Raw genomic sequence first — 20604 nt, forward strand, 5'->3', positions numbered from 1 at the left:
AAAGTTACTTAAGACAACTGCCAATTACACCCTCTAAACAAAAATTTATCAAATCCTACTACTTAATGGGAGCTTTTTTCAGTAATCTTGTTTGCAAGTCGAACGATTAAGCGTATGGCATTTTTCATCGTTTTTCTCATCGGCGATTTCAACAATCAAGTATCTGTTTCAACAACCAAGTAGCTGTGAAACATCTAATTTGTTGAATTTTAAAAATTTTATTATAACAACTTTCATTTAACTATAAAAAATTATCTTATATTTATTTAGTTTTTAACTTAACTACCTTAATAAAAAATAAACAATAAGATATCTAAAGGAGATTTTTCCATGGCAAGTTTAATACGTTTACGCGATATCCAAGACACCCACGTTGACCTTTTAGGTAACGATTATTTTGATCCAACTGGTAAAACCGCTTATGGCGCCAATGGCGACAAAGTGGGTAGTATTCAAGGTGCTTTAGTTGATGAGAGCACAGGCCGCATTCGCTACTTCATTGTAGATGTAGGTGGCTGGTTTAGCTCGAAAGAAGTTTTAGTACCAGCGGGTCTAGCTCGTATTCAAGACGACAATGTATACTTTGATTCGCTCAGCCGAGATACTGTTGAAACAATGGATAGCTACGATCCTGACTACAACTACAGTATTGAAGAACAAACGGTTCGTGACCGTCACGTATTTGACCGTGCGGCCACACCTGTTAAGCTTACTGATAACGATTACCAATCACCTAATACATTACAGTTACTTGAAGAACGCATTTCAGTCAATAAAGACAAAATCGTAGCGGGTTTATTAAAAGTTGGTAAACATGTTGTGTCTGAGCCCCGCACTGTCAATGTTGAGTTAACTGAAGAACAAGCGCATATTCAGCGTACGCCAGTTAACAGACCTACTGACCGCAGCATTGGTGATAATGACAATGCTACTATTGAGGTTGAACTTGAAGCAGAACGTGCAAATGTCAACAAACAAACTTATGTCACTGAAGAAGTTAACGTAGATAAAGTGGCACAAACTCGCACTGAGACCTTTAATGAAACCGTTCGCCGTGAAGAGTTAGATGTACAAAAAGATGGCGTTGAGCGTGTAACAGGTGTTGATACCGTCGATGGTAATGTATCACCTGCAATTGATCCAAATGCGCCCCGTAAACTTTAATAATTAATATCATTAGATAATTGATTACTATAAAGTTTAACTTCTGCCAACGGTGTTGCCATTGGCTTGAAAAAGGCAGATGATTTCATCTGCCTTTTTTGTGGTTGTTATATATTATTACAGGATTTTGGAACAATAACTTTGCAATGGAAAACACTTTATGAAAAAACCGATGACAAATACTACCGAACTAAACACTAATGATACCCATACTCATGATAACATTGTTAAAACCGTCGATCTTCGTGAAGATACCACTAACACTTTAGAGTTATTGGCTGAACGCCCCCAAGTGCAAATTGAGCGATTTATCAAAGACAATATTAAATTATCAAAAAAAATCATCAGCCAAACGGTTAACGTTCCTGTAACACTCAATCAAGAAGTTTTGGTGATTGAACATGTATTTGCCCAGCCTAGCACCTCTCAAGATAATTTAGTTAGCGTGGTTACTAATAACGTCAATGTGCCACAGTTGATGGTGAATGGGCAAGCGATTACTTTAGGCGATACCCCGATTGAGATTCCTCTACTTCAACAAACAGCGAAAGTGAATATTGAAACCATTGTGGCGGAAAAAGTACAGTTAATGACCCAAAATGTCAGTCATGAAACGCAAATTCCCGTGACATTGCGTCATGAAGAATTGGTCACTGAAAAAGTTGAATACGATGAGCCTACGGTATTAGCGACAACGCATATCGCCCCTGAAGAGGTTAACCTAGTTTCAAAGTAATTCCTTTCTACTTTGTTTGGATGAGCTCGCCTTAGCTTCTGTTGGTGTGTCTTTTGTTGGCTTGTCTTTTGATGGCGCGTGTTAGTATGTAATTTGGGTGTGGCATACATCAACATAAAAGTAAGGTCAAAATGTCACACCCAGCATTTTTAATCGGTTAGGTTTAATCGATTAGGCTCGATGATGGGCTGGTAATATCGGTTTATGGGTAATCTCTGGCAGTAAATCTAAAAACCCTTGAATATAAGCCACCTCTTTACTTGTGGTACGGGTCGCCGCATAAAGCTGGCAAAACACACCTTCCCCCAATGCCCTTGATATTACCCAGCCTTTTTTTTCGTATTCATTGACCACCCAATTCGGTAATGAGGCAACCCCTCGTTCGCTCGCAACTAGCTGAATTAACATGGCGGTCAATTCTGTGGTTCTTAGTTTCTTGGGCGCAAGTCCTGCAGGCGCAAAAAAATGCGCGATGATATCGAGCCGCTTGGCTTCCACAGGATAGACGATAAGCGTTTCATCAATCAAATCTTCTGGCAAAATCGGCGATTTTTTATCGACTAATGGGTGCGTCGGTGACAACACCAACCGACTTTCATATTGGAATAACGGCAGATAGCTGATTCCCTCCAAGGGTAAGCGACTGGCTGTGATAAGCACATCAATTTCTTCATCGAGTAGCATTTGGTGGGGCTCAGGTTCAAAGCCTGAGCTAAAGTCCAGCTCAACGTCTTGCCATTCCCTGCGATAACGATTAAGAATAGGCATCAACCAATCAAAACAGCTATGACATTCCGAGGCCAAACGTAATTGTCCCGTTTGACCACGACCCAGTCTTTTAAGGTTGGCGGTGGTACGATTAAATTGCGGTAGCACACTGTCGGCAAGCTTGAGTACTTCTTTGCCCGCCGGGGTAAAGCTTAGTGGTCTTGAGCGGCGATTGACGAGGCTAACACCATAATAATTTTCGATTTCTTTGAGCTGATGGGAGACTGCTGATGCCGTGACATACAAGTCCTCAGCCGCGGCAGCAAGCGAGCCTTGCTCACGTAGTGCGGTCAATAATTGAAGGTGGCGGATTTCAAGCATAAAATAATTTTACCATTTGCCAAGCCCAAAAGAAAAAAGTTCACGATTTGGTGAAACCATGAACTACTTTAACAAGAAACGTGAAAAAAGTTAATCAGTTTCAATGTCAAAGCGGCAGTATTACCCAGTCACCTTGACTAACTATCGCTGATAATTTGGTTTTCTTCATCTTTGATATAACGGGTAACGAGTAATTGGTCAATTTTATGATGATCAATATCGACTACTTCAAATTTATAACCTTGATATTCAACAAAATCCGCAGGGCGAGGAATTTTGCGCAGTTTATACATCATAAAACCTGCTAAAGTTTCATAATTGTCCCAATCGGGAAAATCTTCGATACCGAGCGCATGTTTGACATTTTCAATCGGTGTGGTACCTTCAATCAGCCATGAGAATTCATCACGCTGGATAATCTGCTGCTCATCTTCAATCGGTGCGACCCAATCCCCCATCACTGTCATCATGATATCAGATAGCGTAATGACACCGACAATAAGCGCATACTCGTTCATCACCACAGCAAATTTTTCTTTACTGGAGCGAAAACGGTCTAACAGCTCGGATAAGGTTAATGTATCGGGGATGATTAATACATTACGGATCGTAGTTTCATTGAGCAAAATCTGCGACTGGTTACTAAGAAGTTTTACCAAAATATCTTTGGTATCGACATACCCAATCACTTCATCAATATGATCTTTACATACCAAAAATTTTGAATACGGGTAACTGGCGATTTTTTGGCGGATACTTTGCTCAGACTCGCCAAGGGTGAAATACACCACATCCTCACGGGTGGTCATGCTAGAGGGCACATTACGTTCTTCAAGCTCAAAAACGTTCTCGATAAAGTGATGTTCTTGCTTGAGCAATACCCCCGCTTGCGCTCCTGCATCCACCACAGCAGAAACATCATCAAAGGTGATATTTTCTTCTCTTACCATGTTGATTTTGAAAATTCTAAAAATCAGATTTGCCAGCCCGTTGATAATCCATGCCAGCGGCTTAAATACTTTGATTGACAACAAGACAGGCTCAATCACCGCTAACGCCACGCGTTCTGGGTTAATCATGCCAATGCGTTTAGGAATTAAATCGGCAAACAAAATAAACAACAAAGTGACTAGCAAAAATGACATCATAAAACCGATATTATCAAGCATTTTACCTTGATAAAATGGCGAAATAAGGTCAATAAAGTAGGGACGAAGCGCAGACTCACCGACAATACCGCCCAAAATTGCCACGGCATTTAGCCCTATTTGTGAGGTAGCAAAAAATTCGGCAGAATTTTCTTGTAAATGTAAAATTTTATTGGCGCGATTGTCACCCGATTCTGCCAACAACTTTAGCTTGATGCGTCTAGCACCTGCCAAGGCAATTTCGGAGATGGAGAAAAAACTGGAAATCAACACTAATATACAAATAATTAGTAGATTTTGGAATAAACTCACAATACACCTATATTTATCTATTTTTATCTAGACAACATAACAGATTTGGTAAAAAATTTCTTAGACTTTATAGTAAAGCAATATTAGTAAAAAACATGGGTGAAGAAAACTGGCCGCGTAAAAAAACCCTTGATTGAAATCAAGGGTTTTTGTTACAACAAACTGCTTATACACGTTCAATAATGGTGGCAATCCCTTGACCCAGACCAATACACATAGTGGCAAGACCGAGTTGGGTGTCTTGTTGCTCCATCACATTTAGAAGTGTGGTGGTGATACGCGCACCAGAACAGCCTAGAGGGTGACCTAACGCAATAGCACCACCATTTAGGTTAACGATGTCTAGCTTGTCTTGTAGGTTTAAGCCCTTAAGAACCGATAAGCCTTGTGCGGCAAATGCTTCGTTTAGCTCGATGGTTTGCATATCGTCGATGCTCATGCCAGCGCGTTTTAAGGCTTTTTGGGTAGCAGGTACTGGACCATAACCCATGATAGCCGCATCACAGCCTGCAACTGCCATACCGCGAATACGGGCACGCGGTGTTAGACCTAAATCTTTGGCTTTTTGTGCAGACATGATAAGCATCGCAGATGCACCATCAGATAAGGCTGATGACGTGGCAGCTGTTACGGTACCGCCTTTAGGATCAAATACGGGGCGTAATGCCGCAAATGATTGCATATTGGCATCAGGACGAATCACCTCATCGATGGTGCAAAGTTGTAGGTTACCGTTTTCGTCATGACCTTCAATGCCGATGATTTCGTTCTTGAAACGACCTTGCTGTGTCGCTTCCCAGGCACGGCGATGTGATTCTACACCAAACGCATCTTGTTCTTGACGGCTGATGTTATTCATACGTCCGAGCATTTCAGCGGTTAAACCCATCATGTTAGAGGCTTTTGCATAATATTTTGAAGCCTCTGGGTTGATGTCAATACCGTGCATCATGCCCACGTGACCCATATGCTCAACACCGCCGATAATGAACACATCACCTTGACCGGTCATGATTTGTGCCGCTGCGGTGTGAAGCGCTTGCATGGATGAACCACATAGACGGTTGACCGTTTGACCTGCCGTAGTACGTGGTAATTCAGCCAATAAACCAATGTTACGACCAATATTCATACCTTGCTCTAGGGTTTGGTTGACACAGCCCCAGATGACATCTTCTACAAGTTTGGTATCAAACGGGTTACGTGCTACCAAGGCTTTAACAAGCTCCGCAGACATGCTGTCAGCGCGTACATTGCGGAACATACCATTTTTTGATTTGCCCATTGCGGTACGAACGCCATCGACAATCACGACATCTTTTGGACTTAATGTAGTCATTCTATTCTCCTTAAAATTTATAATCGTCGATTACGCTTGTGGGTAAAAAGTTTTACCATTTGCCGCCATATCACGAATCATTTGTGGCGCTTCATAGGCTTTACCTAAGCTTGCGTATTTGTCGCAAAGGGCTAGGTAATTTTGTAGACCGATTTGGTCGATGTAACGGCATGGGCCACCACGGAATGGCGGGAAACCAATACCCATAATCATCGCCATGTCTGCTTCTGCAGGCGTCGATACGATGTTGTCCTCTAAGCAGCGAACCGTTTCATTACATAATGCAATCATCAGACGATCGATGATTTCTTGGTCTTCAAACTGTTTTGGCGCATCGATAAATGGTTTTAATAATTCAACGGTTTGTGGATCGGCAGTTTTAACTGGCTTACCTTTTTTATCCGTTTCGTATTTGTAGAAACCAACGCCATTTTTTTGACCTAAGCGATTGGCTTCAAACAATATCTGACCGCTCACTTTATAGTCTGGTTTCATACGGTCTGGGAAGCCTTCCGCCATGACTTCTGCCCCATGAACCCCTGTGTCGATACCCACAACGTCCATCAAGTAGGCAGGACCCATTGGCCAGCCAAATTTTTCCATGACTTTGTCAATTTGAACAAAATCAGCACCTTGTTTGATCAATAAGTCAAACGCACCGAAGTAAGGGAATAATACGCGGTTAACTAAGAAACCTGGGCAGTCATTTACCACCACTGGCACTTTACCCATTTTTTCTGCTAACGCTACCGTAGTCGCTACCGCTTCTTCGCTTGATTTTTCACCACGAATTACTTCAACCAGCGGCATACGATGGACTGGGTTAAAGAAGTGCATACCGACGAAGTTTTCTGGGCGCTCTAGTACCGAAGCTAAGTAGGTGATAGAGATGGTCGAAGTGTTAGATGCTAGAATACAGTTGTCTTTAACTAGCCCTTCAACTTCTTTTAATACCGCGTGTTTAACTTTTGGATTTTCAACAACCGCTTCAATCACGATGTCAGTCTCACCAAAATCACCGTAGTTTAGCGTAGGACGGATACGGCTTAAAGTTTCGCCCATTTGTGCTGGGGTTACTTTACCGCGTGCCATACCGCTTGATAGGTGTTTGCTGGCCTCCCTCATACCCAAGTCAAGCTGCTCTGCCTTGATGTCTTTCATGATGATGGGCAAGCCTTTTGAGGCGGCTTGGTAAGCAATACCGCCACCCATAATACCTGCGCCCAATACAGCGGCTTCTTTAATATCATGCGCTTTGGCGCTGTGCGTTTTAGCGAGTTTACGAACGGCTTGGTCGTTTAAGAATAGACCGACTAGGCTTTCTGCTTGTGGGGTTTTTGCTGCTTTTGCAAAACCTGCAGATTCAATTTCTAACGCTTTGTCACGGGGTAGGTTCACGTGTTTTTCGATAGACTCTAACGCGATTTTTGGTGCTGGGTACTGGGCTGGATTGGCTTTTGAGAACAGTGCACCTTTGGCTGAATTAAATGCCATCGCTTGTTCTAAGGCGTTTAATTTGACTGGATTGATTTTTTCGTCATGGCGTGCTTTCCAATCTAGATCGCCTGCGATACATTTTTTGACTAAATCAATCGCTGAAGCTTCTAACTGGTCAGCGGCAACAACCGCATCCACCATACCGACTTTCAATGCAGCGGCTGGTTTTTGTGCTTCGCCAGTTGCGATGATTTCAAGCGCGTTATCGATACCGATGATACGTGGCAAGCGCACTGAACCACCAAAGCCTGGGAAGATGCCCAATTTAACTTCGGGTAAACCGATGCTCGCTTTGTCACTCATGACACGGTAGTCACACACCAACGTCATCTCTGTACCGCCGCCCATGGATGCGCCATTGATTGCCGCAACTTTTGGGAAAGGCAGGTCTTCAAAACGGTTGAATGTTTTGTTGATGTCAAGTACCCACGAAGCAATCTCGCCTTCTGGTTTTTTGAAGTTACCAACAAATTCAGTGATGTCTGCACCAGCTATGAAAACTTTTTTTCCTGAAGTAACGATTAGACCTTTAACGTCTGAAGATTGTTCTAATGCCGTGACTGCTTCGCCAAATTCTTTGATGGTGGCTTGGTCAAATTTATTAACGCTCTCAGTTTGATTATCGTAGTTTAATTTAGCAATACCGTCTTCGAGTAGCGATACCGAGATGCTATTTCCTTGATAAATCATTGCTAACTCCTTGAGTTATGTTGAAATCAACGGGGAAAACCGAAAAATGATGTTTTGCACGATGTCTTTATATGATGTCTTTAAAAGATGCTTGTGAAAAGATGCTTATTAAAATTTTTACATACCGCAGACAAAACAAAATCTTGACTAGTTTACTATGTTTGCGATAAGTTGAGAATAACGCAAATGACTGTTTAGTCATTGGCTAGCAACGGGGCCGCTGCTGCGGGTTTTGTTGCCAAACTTACTATCTTACCAGTTGGCAAAAGTCAGCAAAAATGTCCTTAAAGCAGCCAATTTTTATCCCTAACCCCTCTATTTGAATTAGACATACTGCTTGACATAATTGGCGCTTAGCGTGGTGGGATTGACGCAAATCTGTAAACTGCCAGCAGGCACCTCACTTTCGAATTCCTGCAGATGCGCTTTGATAGCATCGGCAATCCGCTGCGCCAATGATTGAATGGTAGCGTCATCACGCCCTGGCATCAGATAAAAATGCGCCATAACAAAAGCTTCATCTCCGCTATCGCTCAGTCCCACCAATACGTGGTTTGGGTAGTAAATACGTGATTTGATATCACTTTGCAGCTTAAAGTTGCCAGACTGCCATAGCGTATCATTGACCCGTGCTAGCAGGTTATCGGGCTGACCAATAAGATGGTCGTGACTCACTTCAATAATGACATTGGGCATGGTGTTCTCCTTTATTCTTGAATTAAATCTGCAAACTTGGCGTTTACTGCGCCTGCTAAATCTGACGGCGACAACTCAATTTCCAAGCCGCGTCTACCGCCACTACAATAAATGGTTGCAAAGTGTTGTGCCGACTGATCGATGACCGTGGGCAGGCGTTTTTTTTGACCGAGCGGGCTTACCCCACCTAGCACATAGCCTGTGGTACGTTCTACCAATTTGGGATCTGCCATTTGTGCTTTTTTACTACCGATGGCTTTGGCGATTTTTTTTAGGTTTAGCAAATGCTCAACAGGCAATATCGCAACAGCGAGTTTGTCATTGTCGTCTTGCACCACCAAGGTTTTGAATACCCGCTTTGGCTCAACTTGTAGTTTTTCTGCCGCTTCAAGCCCATAGCTTTCACTATGCGCGTCATGATGGTATTCATGTAATTGGAAGTTGATTTTTAGTTTTTTGGCAAGATTAACGGCAGGTGTCATAGCGGTTTCTTAACAGGGTTTGGTGATTGAACATAGTGATTCATCATAACCAAACTGCGGGTTAAAACAAAGCACATTGGGTATAAAAAACGTATAAAAAAAACCAGCCAACTATTTTGCTAGTGACTGGATTTAGTGAAGTGCTAGATACTAGTTGTTGCATAGGCTTGAACATATAGCCTTTATTTTATAAATGGCGCATTACCTATTAGCTTGCTTTTGAGACCATATAATCAACGGCAGCTTTTACTTCCTCATCCGAGGCTTGACTACCACCTTTGGCTGGCATTACACCGGCTTTTCCTTGATAGCCGCCGATGGCGTGTTTATAAAGCGTGTCTTTACCTTGCGCAATGCGAGGTGCCCAAGCGGCTTTATCAGCAAGTTTTGGTGCGCCCATTAAGCCTGCTGTGTGACAAGTGGTACATACACTACCAAACAATTTTTCGCCAGCATCAGCAGAAACTGGGGTAGCAGTTGCTGTCGTCGTGGTGGCAGCGGCTGAGGCGGCTGTCGGTGGCACAAATGAAGCAGGCTGTGAAGCTACTGGCATGGGATGGTTTGCACGAGCGATTTCACCTTGCTGTGCGGCAATTTCTTCGGTTGGTTTGCTTTCGGCTGACTCATGCTTACTACATGCGCTCATGGTAAGACCCAAGGCAAGCATAAGACTGGCTAGCGTGGCATTGCGTGTTGATATCGGTAGCATAACCTTTTCCTTTCAAATAAGGTGAAATCTAATTTCACATCAATGTATAAATTTTTAATAGCCCTACAAACTGTTTTTGCATGGTAATGCCGACTGGCAAATGGCTAGTACGACATTTAGCGGTATGTTGTTATCACATGAGAATTAGTGACTATATTAGCATTACTGCGGTATGAATAAAATAACATTTTAAAGCCACCTTGCTAAATCATTACTATCGTTGTGTATTTTGTTACGCTAACGGGCAAAAATTTTTTTACTGGCTAGATAAAATAGGGCAATTGGCTAGGAGGAGGATTTTTTAATTTAACAGGTTATGAAAAAGCTAAAATTTACATTGACTTACATTCAATATTTAGTTAAAATTCGCACCTATTTTTATCCTAATCTGAGCTGATGCCAAACCATGGGTAGGTTGGCTAATAATCACCTATACAGCCGGATTAATGTTCCTGACCCACTAACCCCGCTTTGTTGATAGCACATTCATTGTCTATCAATAAGCCCAGACTTAAGGAGTCTACATGCCAGCAGTAAAGGTAAAAGAGAACGAACCTGTAGATATCGCAATTCGCCGCTTTAAACGTGCTTGTGAGAAAGCCGGTATTTTAGCAGATGTACGTAAACATGAGTTCTATGAAAAACCAACTCAAGAACGTAAACGCAAAAAAGCAGCTGCGGTAAAACGTTACAAAAAGAAAATGTCACGTGAATCAGTACGCACGACTCGTCTTTACTAAGGTAATTTGTCGCAAGACACCCAATACCAGTAAATGATAAAATCCACTTTGTTAAGTGGATTTTTTTATGCTATGTTGCTAACCACAATTTTAAAAACGCCATTAGCTAACATTAGGGAGCGTTAAAACCATGACTACCATAAAAGACACCCTGACCGATGTGGTCAAAACCGCCATGAAAGCGCGTGAGCTTGAAAAAGTTAAAGTGCTACGCAGCGTACAAGCGGTGATAAAACAAATCGAAATTGACCGCCAAATAACGCTCGATGATGCAGGTGTACTAGACATCTTACAAAAGCAAACCAAGCAGCGCCAAGAGTCGCTCGCGATTTTTGCCGCCAATGGTCGGGAAGACTTGGCACAAAAAGAACAATTCGAGATTGATGTGATTAGTCAATTCTTGCCACAACCCATGAGTGAAGTAGAAATTGCCAATCTGGTAGCTGCTGAAATTGCTGAGCAAGGTGCCACTTCAATGCAGCAAATGGGCGCTGTGATGAATGCGTTAAAAGTCAAAACCGCAGGTCGCGCTGACCCCGCTTTGATCTCAAAGTTGGTCAAAGCGACATTGGGTTAACCCTTTAAAACATGATAAAAAAGCCATAAGATTTGCACTTATGGCTTTTTTTAAGTTTATTTTTACTAATGGGCTTGCATCACCTGAGAAAGCAAGTCTAAAGTTTCTACCAGTGGCAGTCCAACCACATTGCTATAGCTACCGTCAATCGCTTTGACCCACGCAGCGCCCAGCCCTTGAATGGCATAACCGCCAGCTTTGTCTTGTGGTTCACCCGTATGCCAATAATGCGTCATCATGCTGTCAGTGAGTGCGATAAATTTGACATCAGTTCTCACCACAGTGCGCTCAGCATAATCCATCTGCCATTGACCGCCACGCTGCGCCAGTCGGCTCACTTGCACTGCAGTCCATACTTGGTGCGAGGCATTGCTCATTTGCCGCCACATCGCACAGGCATCGGCAAAATCGTTAGGTTTTTGCAGCACTGACCCATCCGGCAATACGCCAATAGTATCGGCGGTAATCACCACACACTCGGTCATAGCAGTTGGCAAAACTTGTAAAGCGGCTTGCGCTTTTTGACTCACCATACGCCCAATATAGTCAATCGCCGATTCCTCTGCTCGCCGTGTTTCATCAATGTTGACTGCCACACAAGTATGTGGCACCGCAACTTGATCTAACAACTCACGCCGTCTAGGTGATGTGGACGCCAAGATAATCGGTATAGTGGCATTAAATTGATACATAATAACTTCTTAATACGCTTATCGCGTATAACGGAGCATGACAGCGACTAACAGCGGCCAAATTAAGGTACTGACGGCAACGGTATAAAGTAATTGGGGTGCAAACACCCCTTGGGTAAATAAATGCAGAAAAATTAACGCAAGTTGATAAATCAGCAAACAGGCGCCAGCAAGCAGCCATACCAAGTTTGAGGACAGTTGGCGTAAATAACCACTGACAAATTTGATAAAAAATGCCACCAGCACCGCACATAAGGCTTGCTGACCGATTCGGCTATCTGTGAGTAAATCAGCAAACAGACCAACCACAAACGCCAATCCCATGCCAATCAAAGTCGGTTGAAATATCAGCCAAAAAATCAGCATCATAATCATCCACATCGGACGAAATAGCGCAATCTCTGCCGACAGCGGATACACACTAAGTAGCGATGCGATGATAAAACTGATTGCCATCACAATATATAAATGCTGTTTGGTTTTTTTGCGCTGAACGACGACCATAATCAGTGATTTTAAACCTTTTGCTGAAGCAGTAAAACATAAGACGTATTGATAAAATTGGCAGCGGGTTTCACCATAATCTTGGCATAGCCCCCCGCTTGCTCGGCCTCTACTTTTGCCACCCGCCCAACAGGAAATCCGGCAGGAATACGACCACCAAGCCCCGATGAAATTAGCTCATCACCAATGCGTACATCCGATGCCTTAAAGATATAATCTAGCACCAAATACTGTGGATTACCTTTGCCCGACACGATGGCTTTTTGCCCGGTACGTTTGATAGTCACGGCAACCGATTGTTGGTCATCGCTGATTAGCACCACACGGCAGGTATCGGGATAAACATTGACGACTTGTCCAAGAATGCCGTTTTCATCAATCACCGTTTGCCCGACAATCACTCCGTCTTTGCTGCCTTTATTGATGACCACCATTTGCCGCAGTGGATTGCTATCGGTACCAATCACGTGCGACAACAGCAAATTAAACTGGTCTGGCGTGGTGGCGGATAAAATCCCTTGCAGTCGGGCATTTTGCGCAACAAGATAATCTTGCTGCTGTAATTGCGCTTTGGCATGCACAAGCTCAGCTTTTAACTGGACATTCTCACGGCGTAACGCTTCTTTTTCGGTCATAGTACTATCAAGCCAGCCTGCAAAAAAACTTGGATAAGCCGATACTTGATAGATGGGCTGCATGGCGGCATGGGTCGCGGTACGTACTGGCTGAAACCAACTGCTATTTTTACTATCCAATAACATCAGCACAATCGCCGCAAACACCACAATAATGGTCTTGCGAATGGCGAGCGGTTGTTGGGTAAAAATAGTAAGTGACATAAGTAACATCCAAGCAAAATCCGTGACGGCCAATACAGCGCGCGATAACAAGCCATCAGGATAGCAAAAATCTTTTAAACAAAGCTATCGTAAAATCATCTTGTCAATAAAGCAATAAAACCGCTATTAAAAAATAGCGGTTAACGGTAACACATCAGTTAACATCAGACAAAAATCATATTCAATGCTCTGTTATTGATAAACTCTAACGCTTTACCACCACCTCGGCTGACACAAGTCAAAGGGTCTTCGGCTACCGTGACAGGCAAGCCTGTCTCGCGCGAAATCAGCTCATCAAGATTGCGTAATAGTGCACCACCACCGGTTAATACAATACCACGCTCTGCGATATCGGCTGATAATTCAGGCGGGGTTTGCTCAAGCGCCGCTTTGACACCTGAGATAATACCAGCAATAGGGTCGCTTAAGGCTTTTTGGATTTCGGCGGATGTCACCACAAATGATTTAGGCACCCCTTCTGCCATACTACGACCACGCACTTCCACTTCCAAGGGGTTTTCAGGATCTTCAATTGCCGTCCCTACTTCAGTTTTGATGCGTTCAGCCGTGGTTTCACCAATCACACAGCCATGGGTACGGCGGACATGAGTAATAATCGCTTCATCGAACACATCACCGCCGATACGGATGGAGTCGGCATACACACAGCCTGATAGTGCAATCACCGCAATCTCTGTGGTACCGCCACCAATATCCACCACCATCGAACCACTGGCTTCATGAACGGGTAATCCTGCGCCAATCGCAGCTGCCATAGGCTCTTCAAGCAATAAGGCTTTGTTTGCGCCTGCCGATTCAACCGCTTCACGAATCGCACGACGTTCTACCAAGGTAGATTTACAAGGCACACAAACAATCACGTTTGGATTGGCCAAAAAACGTTTCACTTTCACTTTGTTGATAAAATGCTTGAGCATTTTTTGGGTCACTTCAAAATCGGCAATCACACCGTCTTTGAGTGGACGAATCGCAGTGATATTATCTGGGGTACGACCTAGCATTTGTTTGGCATCAAGACCGACGGCCGCAACGGTAGGATTTTGGGTACGGTTACTACGAAGCGCAACAACCGTTGGTTCATTGAGGACCACACCTTTACCTGGGGTGAAAATTAACGTGTTGGCAGTGCCAAGGTCGATGGCGATATTACTTGATAAAAATCCGAAAAGGCTCATGTATCATTTCCCAGTGATAACAAAACTACACTGCAAGCAAAGCAGAAATTAGCGGGGTGTTTAATCGCACATCGAGTCAACGACGCATTTTTTAAAAGCGTTTATTTAAAAGCTTTTAATGCCGATGTTTCTAATGCCGATGTTTTAAAACCGCCCTATCGTGCCCACTAACAAAAAATCTGAAACAAGCTGCTTATAGCCCCTGTATTTTACCTAAAAAATAGCAAGAAACTCTTAACGATTAACAGTTAAAAGGCTATCTTTTTACATAAAAAAAGCTGACGATGATTTTAAAGAAGTTTAGGCGATAGTGACTTTAATGCGATTAATTTGCGTTTAGTAAGAATAGTGCTAGATTATAGCGGTAAAATATCGCAAAATATAGTGATTTAATCACATTCTATCTTTATTCACGAATTTTTTGTGACAAATTATTTAGGTCACATCACCCTATTTTTTCAAATTTGTTATTAAAAGTAACTAAACTAAAGCAACTGTTTTTATCAGGTTTTATCCTCTTTTATTATAGCCTGTTGCTATAATTGGCTGGTTTAAAATCGCATCGAACATTTGCCTTGTTTGTCCGTTTTATTTTTGTTTGTACTTAAGGAACTCATCATGTCGCAGACGCTTTCAACTGATGAAATTATGAACATCGCCAAACTTGCTCGGCTTGGCGTGACCGCTGAGCAGGCAGATAGTTATGCCAATGACCTAAGCAAAATCCTATCGATGATGGATATTTTGGCAGAGGTCAACACTGACAATATCGCACCGCTTACCAATGTCCATGATATGACCCAACCACTGCGTGAAGATATTATTGGCGGTGATGGGGTTGAAGTCAATCGTGAGCTTTACCAATCCATTGCGCCAAGCGTTGCCAATGGCTTATACCTTGTGCCACAGGTCATTGAATAAGCCACCGCTCATCGAATACCTCGTCAAATTTTTGTTAATTAATTATAAGTGAAAATTATGTCTGAACTACATACGTTTTCGGTTGCCCAATTGGCAGCAGGTCTAAAAAATAAAGACTTTAGCAGTACCGAACTTACCAAGCACTTTCTTAATCGGATTACCCAGCATGATAAAGCCATCAACAGCTTTATCACGGTCACGCCTGAACAAGCGTTAGCGCAAGCTGCCGCCGCCGATAAATTATTGGCAGAAGGCAAAGGCGCAGACTTGACGGGCGTGCCACTGGCTCATAAAGATATTTTTTGTACTCAAGGCGTTTTAACCACTTGTGGCTCAAAAATGCTAGAAAACTTTGTGGCGCCTTACAACGCCACCATCGTTGAAAACTGCCAAAATGCAGGCTTAGTTATGCTTGGCAAAACCAGCATGGATGAGTTTGCGATGGGCTCGGACAATGAGTCATCATACTTTGGCGCCGTGCACAACCCTTGGGATATCAGCCGTGTACCAGGCGGTTCATCGGGCGGTAGCGCAGCAGCGGTTGCGGCAGGTTTTGCGCCCTTTGCCACAGGCTCGGATACCGGCGGCTCGATTCGTCAACCTGCGTCATTTTGTGGCTTAACAGGGATTAAGCCAACTTACGGGCGTGTTTCACGTTATGGGATGGTGGCGTATGCGTCAAGTTTTGACCAAGCTGGCAGTTTTGGTAAAACCGCAGAGGATTGTGCTTATTTGCTCAAAGTGTTGTCAGGTCATGACAGTAAAGACTCAACATCTGCCAACAAAGATGTGCCCGATTTTGTCGCGAGTTTGACCAGCAAACGCCAAGCCAATGCCAGCCATGATAAACCGCTTCAAGGGTTACGCATCGGTATCCCAACCGAGTATTTTGCTGATGGCTTAAATAGCGAGGTTAAAGCTGGCATAGAAGCGGCATTAAAACAATACCAAGCCTTGGGTGCAAGCTTGGTGGATGTGAATTTGACCAAACCTGAAATCACCCTTGCCACTTATTATTTGCTCGCCCCTGCCGAAGCTTCATCTAACTTATCGCGTTATGATGGGGTGCGTTATGGCTACCGCTGTGATAGCCCAAAAAACTTGGAAGATTTATACACCCGCTCACGTTCTGAAGGCTTTGGGGCCGAAGTACAGCGCCGTATTTTGATGGGTACCTATGCGCTATCAGCGGGTTATTTTGATGCCTATTATGTCAAAGCGCAAAAAGTGCGCCGCCTCATCAGCCAAGATTTTGCCAAAGCCTTTGAAAGCTGTGATGTCATTGCCACCCCAACTGCGCCAACGACGGCTTATAAAATCGGTGCAAGCCTTAGCCCTGCCGAAATTTATATGGGAGATGTTTATACCATTGGCGTGAATTTAGCTGGTTTACCTTCATTAAGCCATCCGGTGGGTTTTGATGGTGACAATCTGCCTGTGGGCTTACAGCTGATTGCAAAGGCATGGGACGAAGAGACACTACTGAAAACTGCCGATGCGTATCAGCAAGTCACTGATTTTCACCAACAACTATCACCCATCGCCAAAGCCTAAGGAGCCTTGTTATGACAAACGAAAATAAACCGCAAGCGCCTTTAGTGGATGGCTATGAAGTGGTTATCGGTATCGAAATCCACTGCCAACTCAATACCAACACCAAAATTTTCTCATCGGCTTCCACCCTATTTGGGCAAGAGCCCAACACCCAAGCCAATATCGTTGACCTAGCCATGCCAGGGGCGCTGCCTGTACTCAACAAAGATGTGGTAGAAAAAGCGGTGATGTTTGGGCTTGGCGTCAATGCTGAAATCGGTATGATGAACGCCTTTGACCGTAAAAATTATTTTTATCCCGACTTGCCAAAAGGCTACCAAATCAGCCAAATGGCGCACCCGATTGTCGGTACAGGCTATATCGACATTGTGGTCAATGAAGGTGAAAAAAACGAATACCCCAAACGTATTCACATTACCCGTGCTCACTTAGAAGAAGATGCGGGCAAATCGGTGCATGATGCGGTGCCACAAATGACAGGCGTGGATTTAAACCGTGCCGGTACGCCGCTGATTGAAATCGTCTCGGAGCCTGATATGCGCTCAGCTGCTGAGGCGGTTGCCTATGTTAAAGCCATTCACCAGTTGGTCACTTGGCTCGGTATTTCTGATGCCATTATGGCGGAAGGCTCATTCCGTGCCGACTGTAACGTCTCCGTGCGAAAACCCGGCGCCGACTTGGGTACTCGCTGTGAGATTAAGAACCTTAACTCGTTTCGCTTTATTGAGCGTGCCATCACGGTGGAAATCGAGCGTCAAATTGACTTGATTGAAGACGGTGGCAAAGTCATACAAGCCACTCGCCTATATGATCCCGACAAAGATGAAACGCGCTCAATGCGTACTAAGGAAGAAGCCAATGATTACCGCTACTTCCCAGACCCTGACCTTTTACCTGTGCATATTGATACCGCAACTTTTGAACAAATCAAAAACGCCATGCCAGAATTGCCAGTGGCACGTCGTGAGCGTTTTCAATCGGCGCTTGGCTTACCTGAATACGATAGCCGTATTTTAACCGCTAGCCGTTCGCTCGCTGATTACTTTGAGCAAGTAGTGGCAAAAGTCGGTCATGATAACGCCAAACTGGCTGCCAACTGGATAATGGGTGACCTGCTAGGCGCGCTCAACAAAGATGAAAAAACCATTGAGCAAAGCCCGATTTCAGTGAGCCAATTTGCCAAACTGCTCGAGCGTATCAAAGACAATACGCTATCAGGCAAGCTGGCCAAACAAGCCTTTATCGCCCTATTCGCTGGCGAAGGCGGTGACGATGAAACAGCCGTGGATAAAATCATTGCTGATAAAGGCTTAAAACAAGAAACCGATACAGGCGCGATTAAAGCCATTGTCGAAGACGTGTTGAAAAACAACCAAGCGATGGTCGATGAGTACAAGTCAGGCAAGGAAAAAGCCTTTAACGGTCTTGTCGGTCAAGTGATGAAAGCCTCCAAAGGTAAAGCCAACCCGGCTCAAGTTAATCAGCTGTTAAAAGAACTAATTGGATAAGTTGGTATTGCAAATTCTGTCATTTTTGGTAGAATAGTACACCTTTCGGGGCGTAGCGCAGTCTGGTAGCGCACTTGCATGGGGTGCAAGGGGTCGCGAGTTCGAATCCCGCCGTTCCGACCAAATTAAAAAGGCTTACGTGTTACGTAGGCCTTTTTCTTTTTTGAGTTTTTTTATACCTATTGTCACAGTATTTTTACGTGAATATGACAATAGTTTTTTTGTTTTGATAGATAATTTTTTGATAAAATTTTCTCACTATTTGGCTGTATTTATTTGACTGTATTTTCTGAAAAATCATGAGCGCGATCATTAAATCATTTCTTGATAAGTATAAACTGACAAATTTGGCTGCAGCTTTGGTATGGGTGGTTTTACCACTCACTGCGCAAGCCGATAGCGGTCATCAAGCACAAACCAACAAAGATGCGATTGTACGTTCTTGTCCCAATCGTTTATGCCCCGTCGTGCAGACCCTACCCAAAGGCATCAAGTTTAGCTGGGTATTAGCCAAAAATGGCTTTGTGAACATTGCCGATTCTACCTTGTGGGTATCCACTGCTGACATCAAATAACTGATTGTATGTTTTCAAGTTTTTCTTAAAAAGCCTGTCATGAATATGATGGGCTTTTTTGTTATGATAGTCTAAGCTTAATGTTGAACGAGTCAATTATGCCTTACCCAAAAATCATTATTTCAATTGAAAAACAACAACTTACTTTATGTCTTAGTAGCACCCAATCACAAACTTACCCCATCTCTACCGCCAAAAATGGTATTGGGCAACTGCAGGATACTGGCTGCACACCGCTCGGTGCGCACGTGATTAGCGAAAAATTTGGTGATAATTTACCCATCAACAGTGTATTTGTGGCACGTCAATTTACCGGCGAAATTTATGACGATCATTTGGCGACTACATTTCCCAATCGAGACTGGATTTTGACACGGATTTTATGGTTAGATGGTTATGAAGAAGGCTTTAACAAAGGCGCCAATGAGCAAGGGGTGTGTGATACCAAGGCGCGTTACATTTACATTCATGGGACGCCCAATACCGAGCCGATGGGCATTCCGCTTTCTCATGGCTGTATCCGTATGCGCAATCAAGATATTATCACACTGTATGACCAAGTGGATATTGGTACAGCGGTCGAAATTTTACCGTAAATTTATCAAAGTTAACCTTAATAATATATTAGAAAAAATTAATAGAAATGATTATTGGTTAAAAAAAAATACAAAATAGTTTTTATTTATTCGCATTTTAGGCATATAATAGCCGTGTCACATCAATCGGCTTTAACTTTAATTAATAAGGTAGATTGATTATCAAATAACAATGAAAAGGATCTGATTATGTCAGTCGAAACATTACACAATATCGCAGAAACTCGCCGTTCTATCTATATGCTCAATGACCAATTGCCTGTCTCAAAAGATGAGGTGGTTAAACTGGTTGAACATGCCGTGTTACATACCCCCTCTTCATTCAACTCACAATCAAGCCGCTTGGTAGTATTGTTTGGTGAAGACCATCAAAAACTTTGGCAAATCACCGAAGATTTGCTACGCGCGATGGTGAATGATGATGAAAAATTCAAATCAACTGCCGATAAGATGGCCATGTTTAAAGCCGGTGCAGGCACTATCTTGTATTTTGAAGACCAATCAGTGGTCAAAGGCTTACAAGAACAATTCCCACTTTATGCGCATAATTTCCCAGTATGGGCTGAACACACCAGTGCGATGCACCAATATGCGATTTGGAACGCGTTAGCGGCGCTCAACATCGGTGCAAACTTACAGCATTACAATGGCGTGATTGATGAAAAAGTCGCAGAAACATGGAACATCGATAGCAACTGGAAACTTATTGCGCAGATGGTATTTGGTGGTATCGCCGCCCCAGCAGGTGAAAAAACCTTTGAACCTATTGAAAAACGCTTAAAAGTTTACGGAAAATAATTTTTTAATGTGCACTACAATGCATGTGCTAGTGCTAGTGCTAGTGACAGCAAAAAGCCAATATCTGACGGTATTGGCTTTTTTATATAAATTTGATTGCCATTAACTAAAAAATTAGCTCAGTAAAAACCCGACAATATACCGCATATTATCTACTGTCGGTATCGAAATTAGCGGCTAAATGCTGTCATCCATGACTGACCTAACTAGTCATACAGTGATTGACTGATTAGTGCTTTCTG

Annotated in this window: 21 protein-coding genes and 1 tRNA gene; 11 read left to right on the forward strand and 11 right to left on the reverse strand. The window is 43.2% G+C overall.

Annotated elements, in window-relative coordinates; all coding sequences use genetic code 11:
- Positions 1–330: 330 nt before the first annotated feature.
- Complete coding sequence (locus RTL34_RS06855; RefSeq protein WP_050324662.1) at positions 331–1164, forward strand: DUF2382 domain-containing protein; 834 nt, start codon at positions 331–333, stop codon at positions 1162–1164.
- 172 nt (positions 1165–1336) lie between these two features.
- Positions 1337–1900, forward strand: a complete 564-nt coding sequence (locus tag RTL34_RS06860) for a DUF2382 domain-containing protein (protein ID WP_099808651.1) — start codon at positions 1337–1339, stop codon at positions 1898–1900.
- Between the two features lie 171 nt (positions 1901–2071).
- Here RTL34_RS06860 and RTL34_RS06865 read toward each other — a convergent pair whose 3' ends face one another.
- The 7 genes from RTL34_RS06865 to RTL34_RS06895 form a co-directional block, all read right to left on the reverse strand.
- Entirely contained in the window at positions 2072–2989 is a 918-nt protein-coding gene (locus RTL34_RS06865; protein ID WP_099808455.1) for a LysR family transcriptional regulator, read from the reverse strand.
- Between the two features lie 137 nt (positions 2990–3126).
- On the reverse strand, positions 3127–4449 hold the full coding sequence (gene paeA / locus RTL34_RS06870) for a polyamine export protein PaeA (protein ID WP_312115678.1): 1323 nt from the start codon (positions 4447–4449) through the stop codon (positions 3127–3129).
- A gap of 166 nt (positions 4450–4615) precedes the next feature.
- Positions 4616–5788: an acetyl-CoA C-acyltransferase FadA gene (gene fadA, locus RTL34_RS06875; RefSeq protein WP_062331903.1), complete on the reverse strand. Its 1173-nt coding sequence runs from the start codon at positions 5786–5788 to the stop codon at positions 4616–4618.
- Between the two features lie 30 nt (positions 5789–5818).
- Positions 5819–7975 carry a fatty acid oxidation complex subunit alpha FadB gene (fadB, locus tag RTL34_RS06880; RefSeq protein WP_312115683.1) on the reverse strand — a complete coding sequence of 719 codons (2157 nt, stop codon included), beginning with the start codon at positions 7973–7975 and terminating at the stop codon, positions 5819–5821.
- A 324-nt stretch (positions 7976–8299) separates the two neighbouring features.
- On the reverse strand, positions 8300–8671 hold the full coding sequence (locus RTL34_RS06885) for a 5-carboxymethyl-2-hydroxymuconate Delta-isomerase (protein ID WP_312115686.1): 372 nt from the start codon (positions 8669–8671) through the stop codon (positions 8300–8302).
- Positions 8672–8682: 11 nt separating this feature from the next.
- On the reverse strand, positions 8683–9153 hold the full coding sequence (gene ybaK, locus RTL34_RS06890; RefSeq protein WP_007115525.1) for a Cys-tRNA(Pro) deacylase: 471 nt from the start codon (positions 9151–9153) through the stop codon (positions 8683–8685).
- Between the two features lie 208 nt (positions 9154–9361).
- Complete coding sequence (locus RTL34_RS06895; protein ID WP_227716811.1) at positions 9362–9862, reverse strand: c-type cytochrome; 501 nt, start codon at positions 9860–9862, stop codon at positions 9362–9364.
- A 524-nt stretch (positions 9863–10386) separates the two neighbouring features.
- Between RTL34_RS06895 and rpsU the strand changes: the two genes are divergently transcribed.
- Both rpsU and RTL34_RS06905 read left to right on the forward strand, forming a co-directional pair.
- Positions 10387–10602, forward strand: a complete 216-nt coding sequence (gene rpsU / locus RTL34_RS06900) for a 30S ribosomal protein S21 (RefSeq protein ID WP_007115522.1) — start codon at positions 10387–10389, stop codon at positions 10600–10602.
- Between the two features lie 130 nt (positions 10603–10732).
- Entirely contained in the window at positions 10733–11179 is a 447-nt protein-coding gene (locus RTL34_RS06905; protein ID WP_312115691.1) for a GatB/YqeY domain-containing protein, read from the forward strand.
- A gap of 65 nt (positions 11180–11244) precedes the next feature.
- Here RTL34_RS06905 and RTL34_RS06910 read toward each other — a convergent pair whose 3' ends face one another.
- From RTL34_RS06910 to RTL34_RS06925, 4 genes are all read right to left on the reverse strand, one after another.
- Positions 11245–11871 carry a Maf family protein gene (locus RTL34_RS06910; RefSeq protein WP_099808461.1) on the reverse strand — a complete coding sequence of 209 codons (627 nt, stop codon included), beginning with the start codon at positions 11869–11871 and terminating at the stop codon, positions 11245–11247.
- Positions 11872–11889: 18 nt separating this feature from the next.
- Positions 11890–12375, reverse strand: coding sequence for a rod shape-determining protein MreD (gene mreD / locus RTL34_RS06915; RefSeq protein WP_309596543.1), 486 nt, complete (start codon positions 12373–12375; stop codon positions 11890–11892).
- Between the two features lie 11 nt (positions 12376–12386).
- Positions 12387–13214, reverse strand: a complete 828-nt coding sequence (mreC, locus tag RTL34_RS06920) for a rod shape-determining protein MreC (protein ID WP_309592717.1) — start codon at positions 13212–13214, stop codon at positions 12387–12389.
- Between the two features lie 164 nt (positions 13215–13378).
- Positions 13379–14410, reverse strand: a complete 1032-nt coding sequence (locus RTL34_RS06925; RefSeq protein ID WP_312115696.1) for a rod shape-determining protein — start codon at positions 14408–14410, stop codon at positions 13379–13381.
- 618 nt (positions 14411–15028) lie between these two features.
- Between RTL34_RS06925 and gatC the strand changes: the two genes are divergently transcribed.
- From gatC to RTL34_RS06960, 7 genes are all read left to right on the forward strand, one after another.
- A complete protein-coding gene (gene gatC, locus RTL34_RS06930) occupies positions 15029–15331 on the forward strand; it encodes an Asp-tRNA(Asn)/Glu-tRNA(Gln) amidotransferase subunit GatC (RefSeq protein WP_312115698.1) in 303 nt (100 codons plus the stop codon).
- A 57-nt stretch (positions 15332–15388) separates the two neighbouring features.
- Positions 15389–16885: an Asp-tRNA(Asn)/Glu-tRNA(Gln) amidotransferase subunit GatA gene (gene gatA, locus RTL34_RS06935; RefSeq protein WP_312115700.1), complete on the forward strand. Its 1497-nt coding sequence runs from the start codon at positions 15389–15391 to the stop codon at positions 16883–16885.
- An 11-nt stretch (positions 16886–16896) separates the two neighbouring features.
- Positions 16897–18393 carry an Asp-tRNA(Asn)/Glu-tRNA(Gln) amidotransferase subunit GatB gene (gatB, locus tag RTL34_RS06940; RefSeq protein ID WP_159676653.1) on the forward strand — a complete coding sequence of 499 codons (1497 nt, stop codon included), beginning with the start codon at positions 16897–16899 and terminating at the stop codon, positions 18391–18393.
- 46 nt (positions 18394–18439) lie between these two features.
- A tRNA-Pro gene (locus tag RTL34_RS06945) sits at positions 18440–18516 on the forward strand.
- Between the two features lie 176 nt (positions 18517–18692).
- Positions 18693–18968 carry a hypothetical protein gene (locus RTL34_RS06950; RefSeq protein ID WP_312115703.1) on the forward strand — a complete coding sequence of 92 codons (276 nt, stop codon included), beginning with the start codon at positions 18693–18695 and terminating at the stop codon, positions 18966–18968.
- A gap of 98 nt (positions 18969–19066) precedes the next feature.
- Positions 19067–19564, forward strand: coding sequence for a L,D-transpeptidase family protein (locus RTL34_RS06955; protein ID WP_312115705.1), 498 nt, complete (start codon positions 19067–19069; stop codon positions 19562–19564).
- Positions 19565–19753: 189 nt separating this feature from the next.
- Positions 19754–20362 carry a nitroreductase family protein gene (locus RTL34_RS06960; protein WP_050324646.1) on the forward strand — a complete coding sequence of 203 codons (609 nt, stop codon included), beginning with the start codon at positions 19754–19756 and terminating at the stop codon, positions 20360–20362.
- Positions 20363–20604: the final 242 nt, after the last annotated feature.

The organism is Moraxella sp. CTOTU47915 (assembly GCF_031986685.1).
In the GTDB taxonomy this organism is placed as follows: Bacteria; Pseudomonadota; Gammaproteobacteria; order Pseudomonadales; family Moraxellaceae; genus Faucicola; species Faucicola tetraodonis.

Coding starts and splice junctions, on each gene's coding strand:
- RTL34_RS06960 (WP_050324646.1), top strand. CDS start 19,754: ATGTCAGTCGAAACATTACACAATATCGCAGAAACTCGCCGTTCTATC.
- RTL34_RS06860 (WP_099808651.1), top strand. CDS start 1,337: ATGACAAATACTACCGAACTAAACACTAATGATACCCATACTCATGAT.
- RTL34_RS06855 (WP_050324662.1), top strand. CDS start 331: ATGGCAAGTTTAATACGTTTACGCGATATCCAAGACACCCACGTTGAC.
- RTL34_RS06910 (WP_099808461.1), bottom strand. CDS start 11,871: ATGTATCAATTTAATGCCACTATACCGATTATCTTGGCGTCCACATCA.
- gatA (WP_312115700.1), top strand. CDS start 15,389: ATGTCTGAACTACATACGTTTTCGGTTGCCCAATTGGCAGCAGGTCTA.
- fadA (WP_062331903.1), bottom strand. CDS start 5,788: ATGACTACATTAAGTCCAAAAGATGTCGTGATTGTCGATGGCGTTCGT.
- RTL34_RS06895 (WP_227716811.1), bottom strand. CDS start 9,862: ATGCTACCGATATCAACACGCAATGCCACGCTAGCCAGTCTTATGCTT.
- gatC (WP_312115698.1), top strand. CDS start 15,029: ATGTCGCAGACGCTTTCAACTGATGAAATTATGAACATCGCCAAACTT.
- mreD (WP_309596543.1), bottom strand. CDS start 12,375: ATGGTCGTCGTTCAGCGCAAAAAAACCAAACAGCATTTATATATTGTG.
- rpsU (WP_007115522.1), top strand. CDS start 10,387: ATGCCAGCAGTAAAGGTAAAAGAGAACGAACCTGTAGATATCGCAATT.
- RTL34_RS06865 (WP_099808455.1), bottom strand. CDS start 2,989: ATGCTTGAAATCCGCCACCTTCAATTATTGACCGCACTACGTGAGCAA.
- RTL34_RS06950 (WP_312115703.1), top strand. CDS start 18,693: ATGAGCGCGATCATTAAATCATTTCTTGATAAGTATAAACTGACAAAT.
- RTL34_RS06925 (WP_312115696.1), bottom strand. CDS start 14,410: ATGAGCCTTTTCGGATTTTTATCAAGTAATATCGCCATCGACCTTGGC.
- RTL34_RS06955 (WP_312115705.1), top strand. CDS start 19,067: ATGCCTTACCCAAAAATCATTATTTCAATTGAAAAACAACAACTTACT.
- mreC (WP_309592717.1), bottom strand. CDS start 13,214: ATGTCACTTACTATTTTTACCCAACAACCGCTCGCCATTCGCAAGACC.
- RTL34_RS06905 (WP_312115691.1), top strand. CDS start 10,733: ATGACTACCATAAAAGACACCCTGACCGATGTGGTCAAAACCGCCATG.
- fadB (WP_312115683.1), bottom strand. CDS start 7,975: ATGATTTATCAAGGAAATAGCATCTCGGTATCGCTACTCGAAGACGGT.
- RTL34_RS06885 (WP_312115686.1), bottom strand. CDS start 8,671: ATGCCCAATGTCATTATTGAAGTGAGTCACGACCATCTTATTGGTCAG.
- gatB (WP_159676653.1), top strand. CDS start 16,897: ATGACAAACGAAAATAAACCGCAAGCGCCTTTAGTGGATGGCTATGAA.
- ybaK (WP_007115525.1), bottom strand. CDS start 9,153: ATGACACCTGCCGTTAATCTTGCCAAAAAACTAAAAATCAACTTCCAA.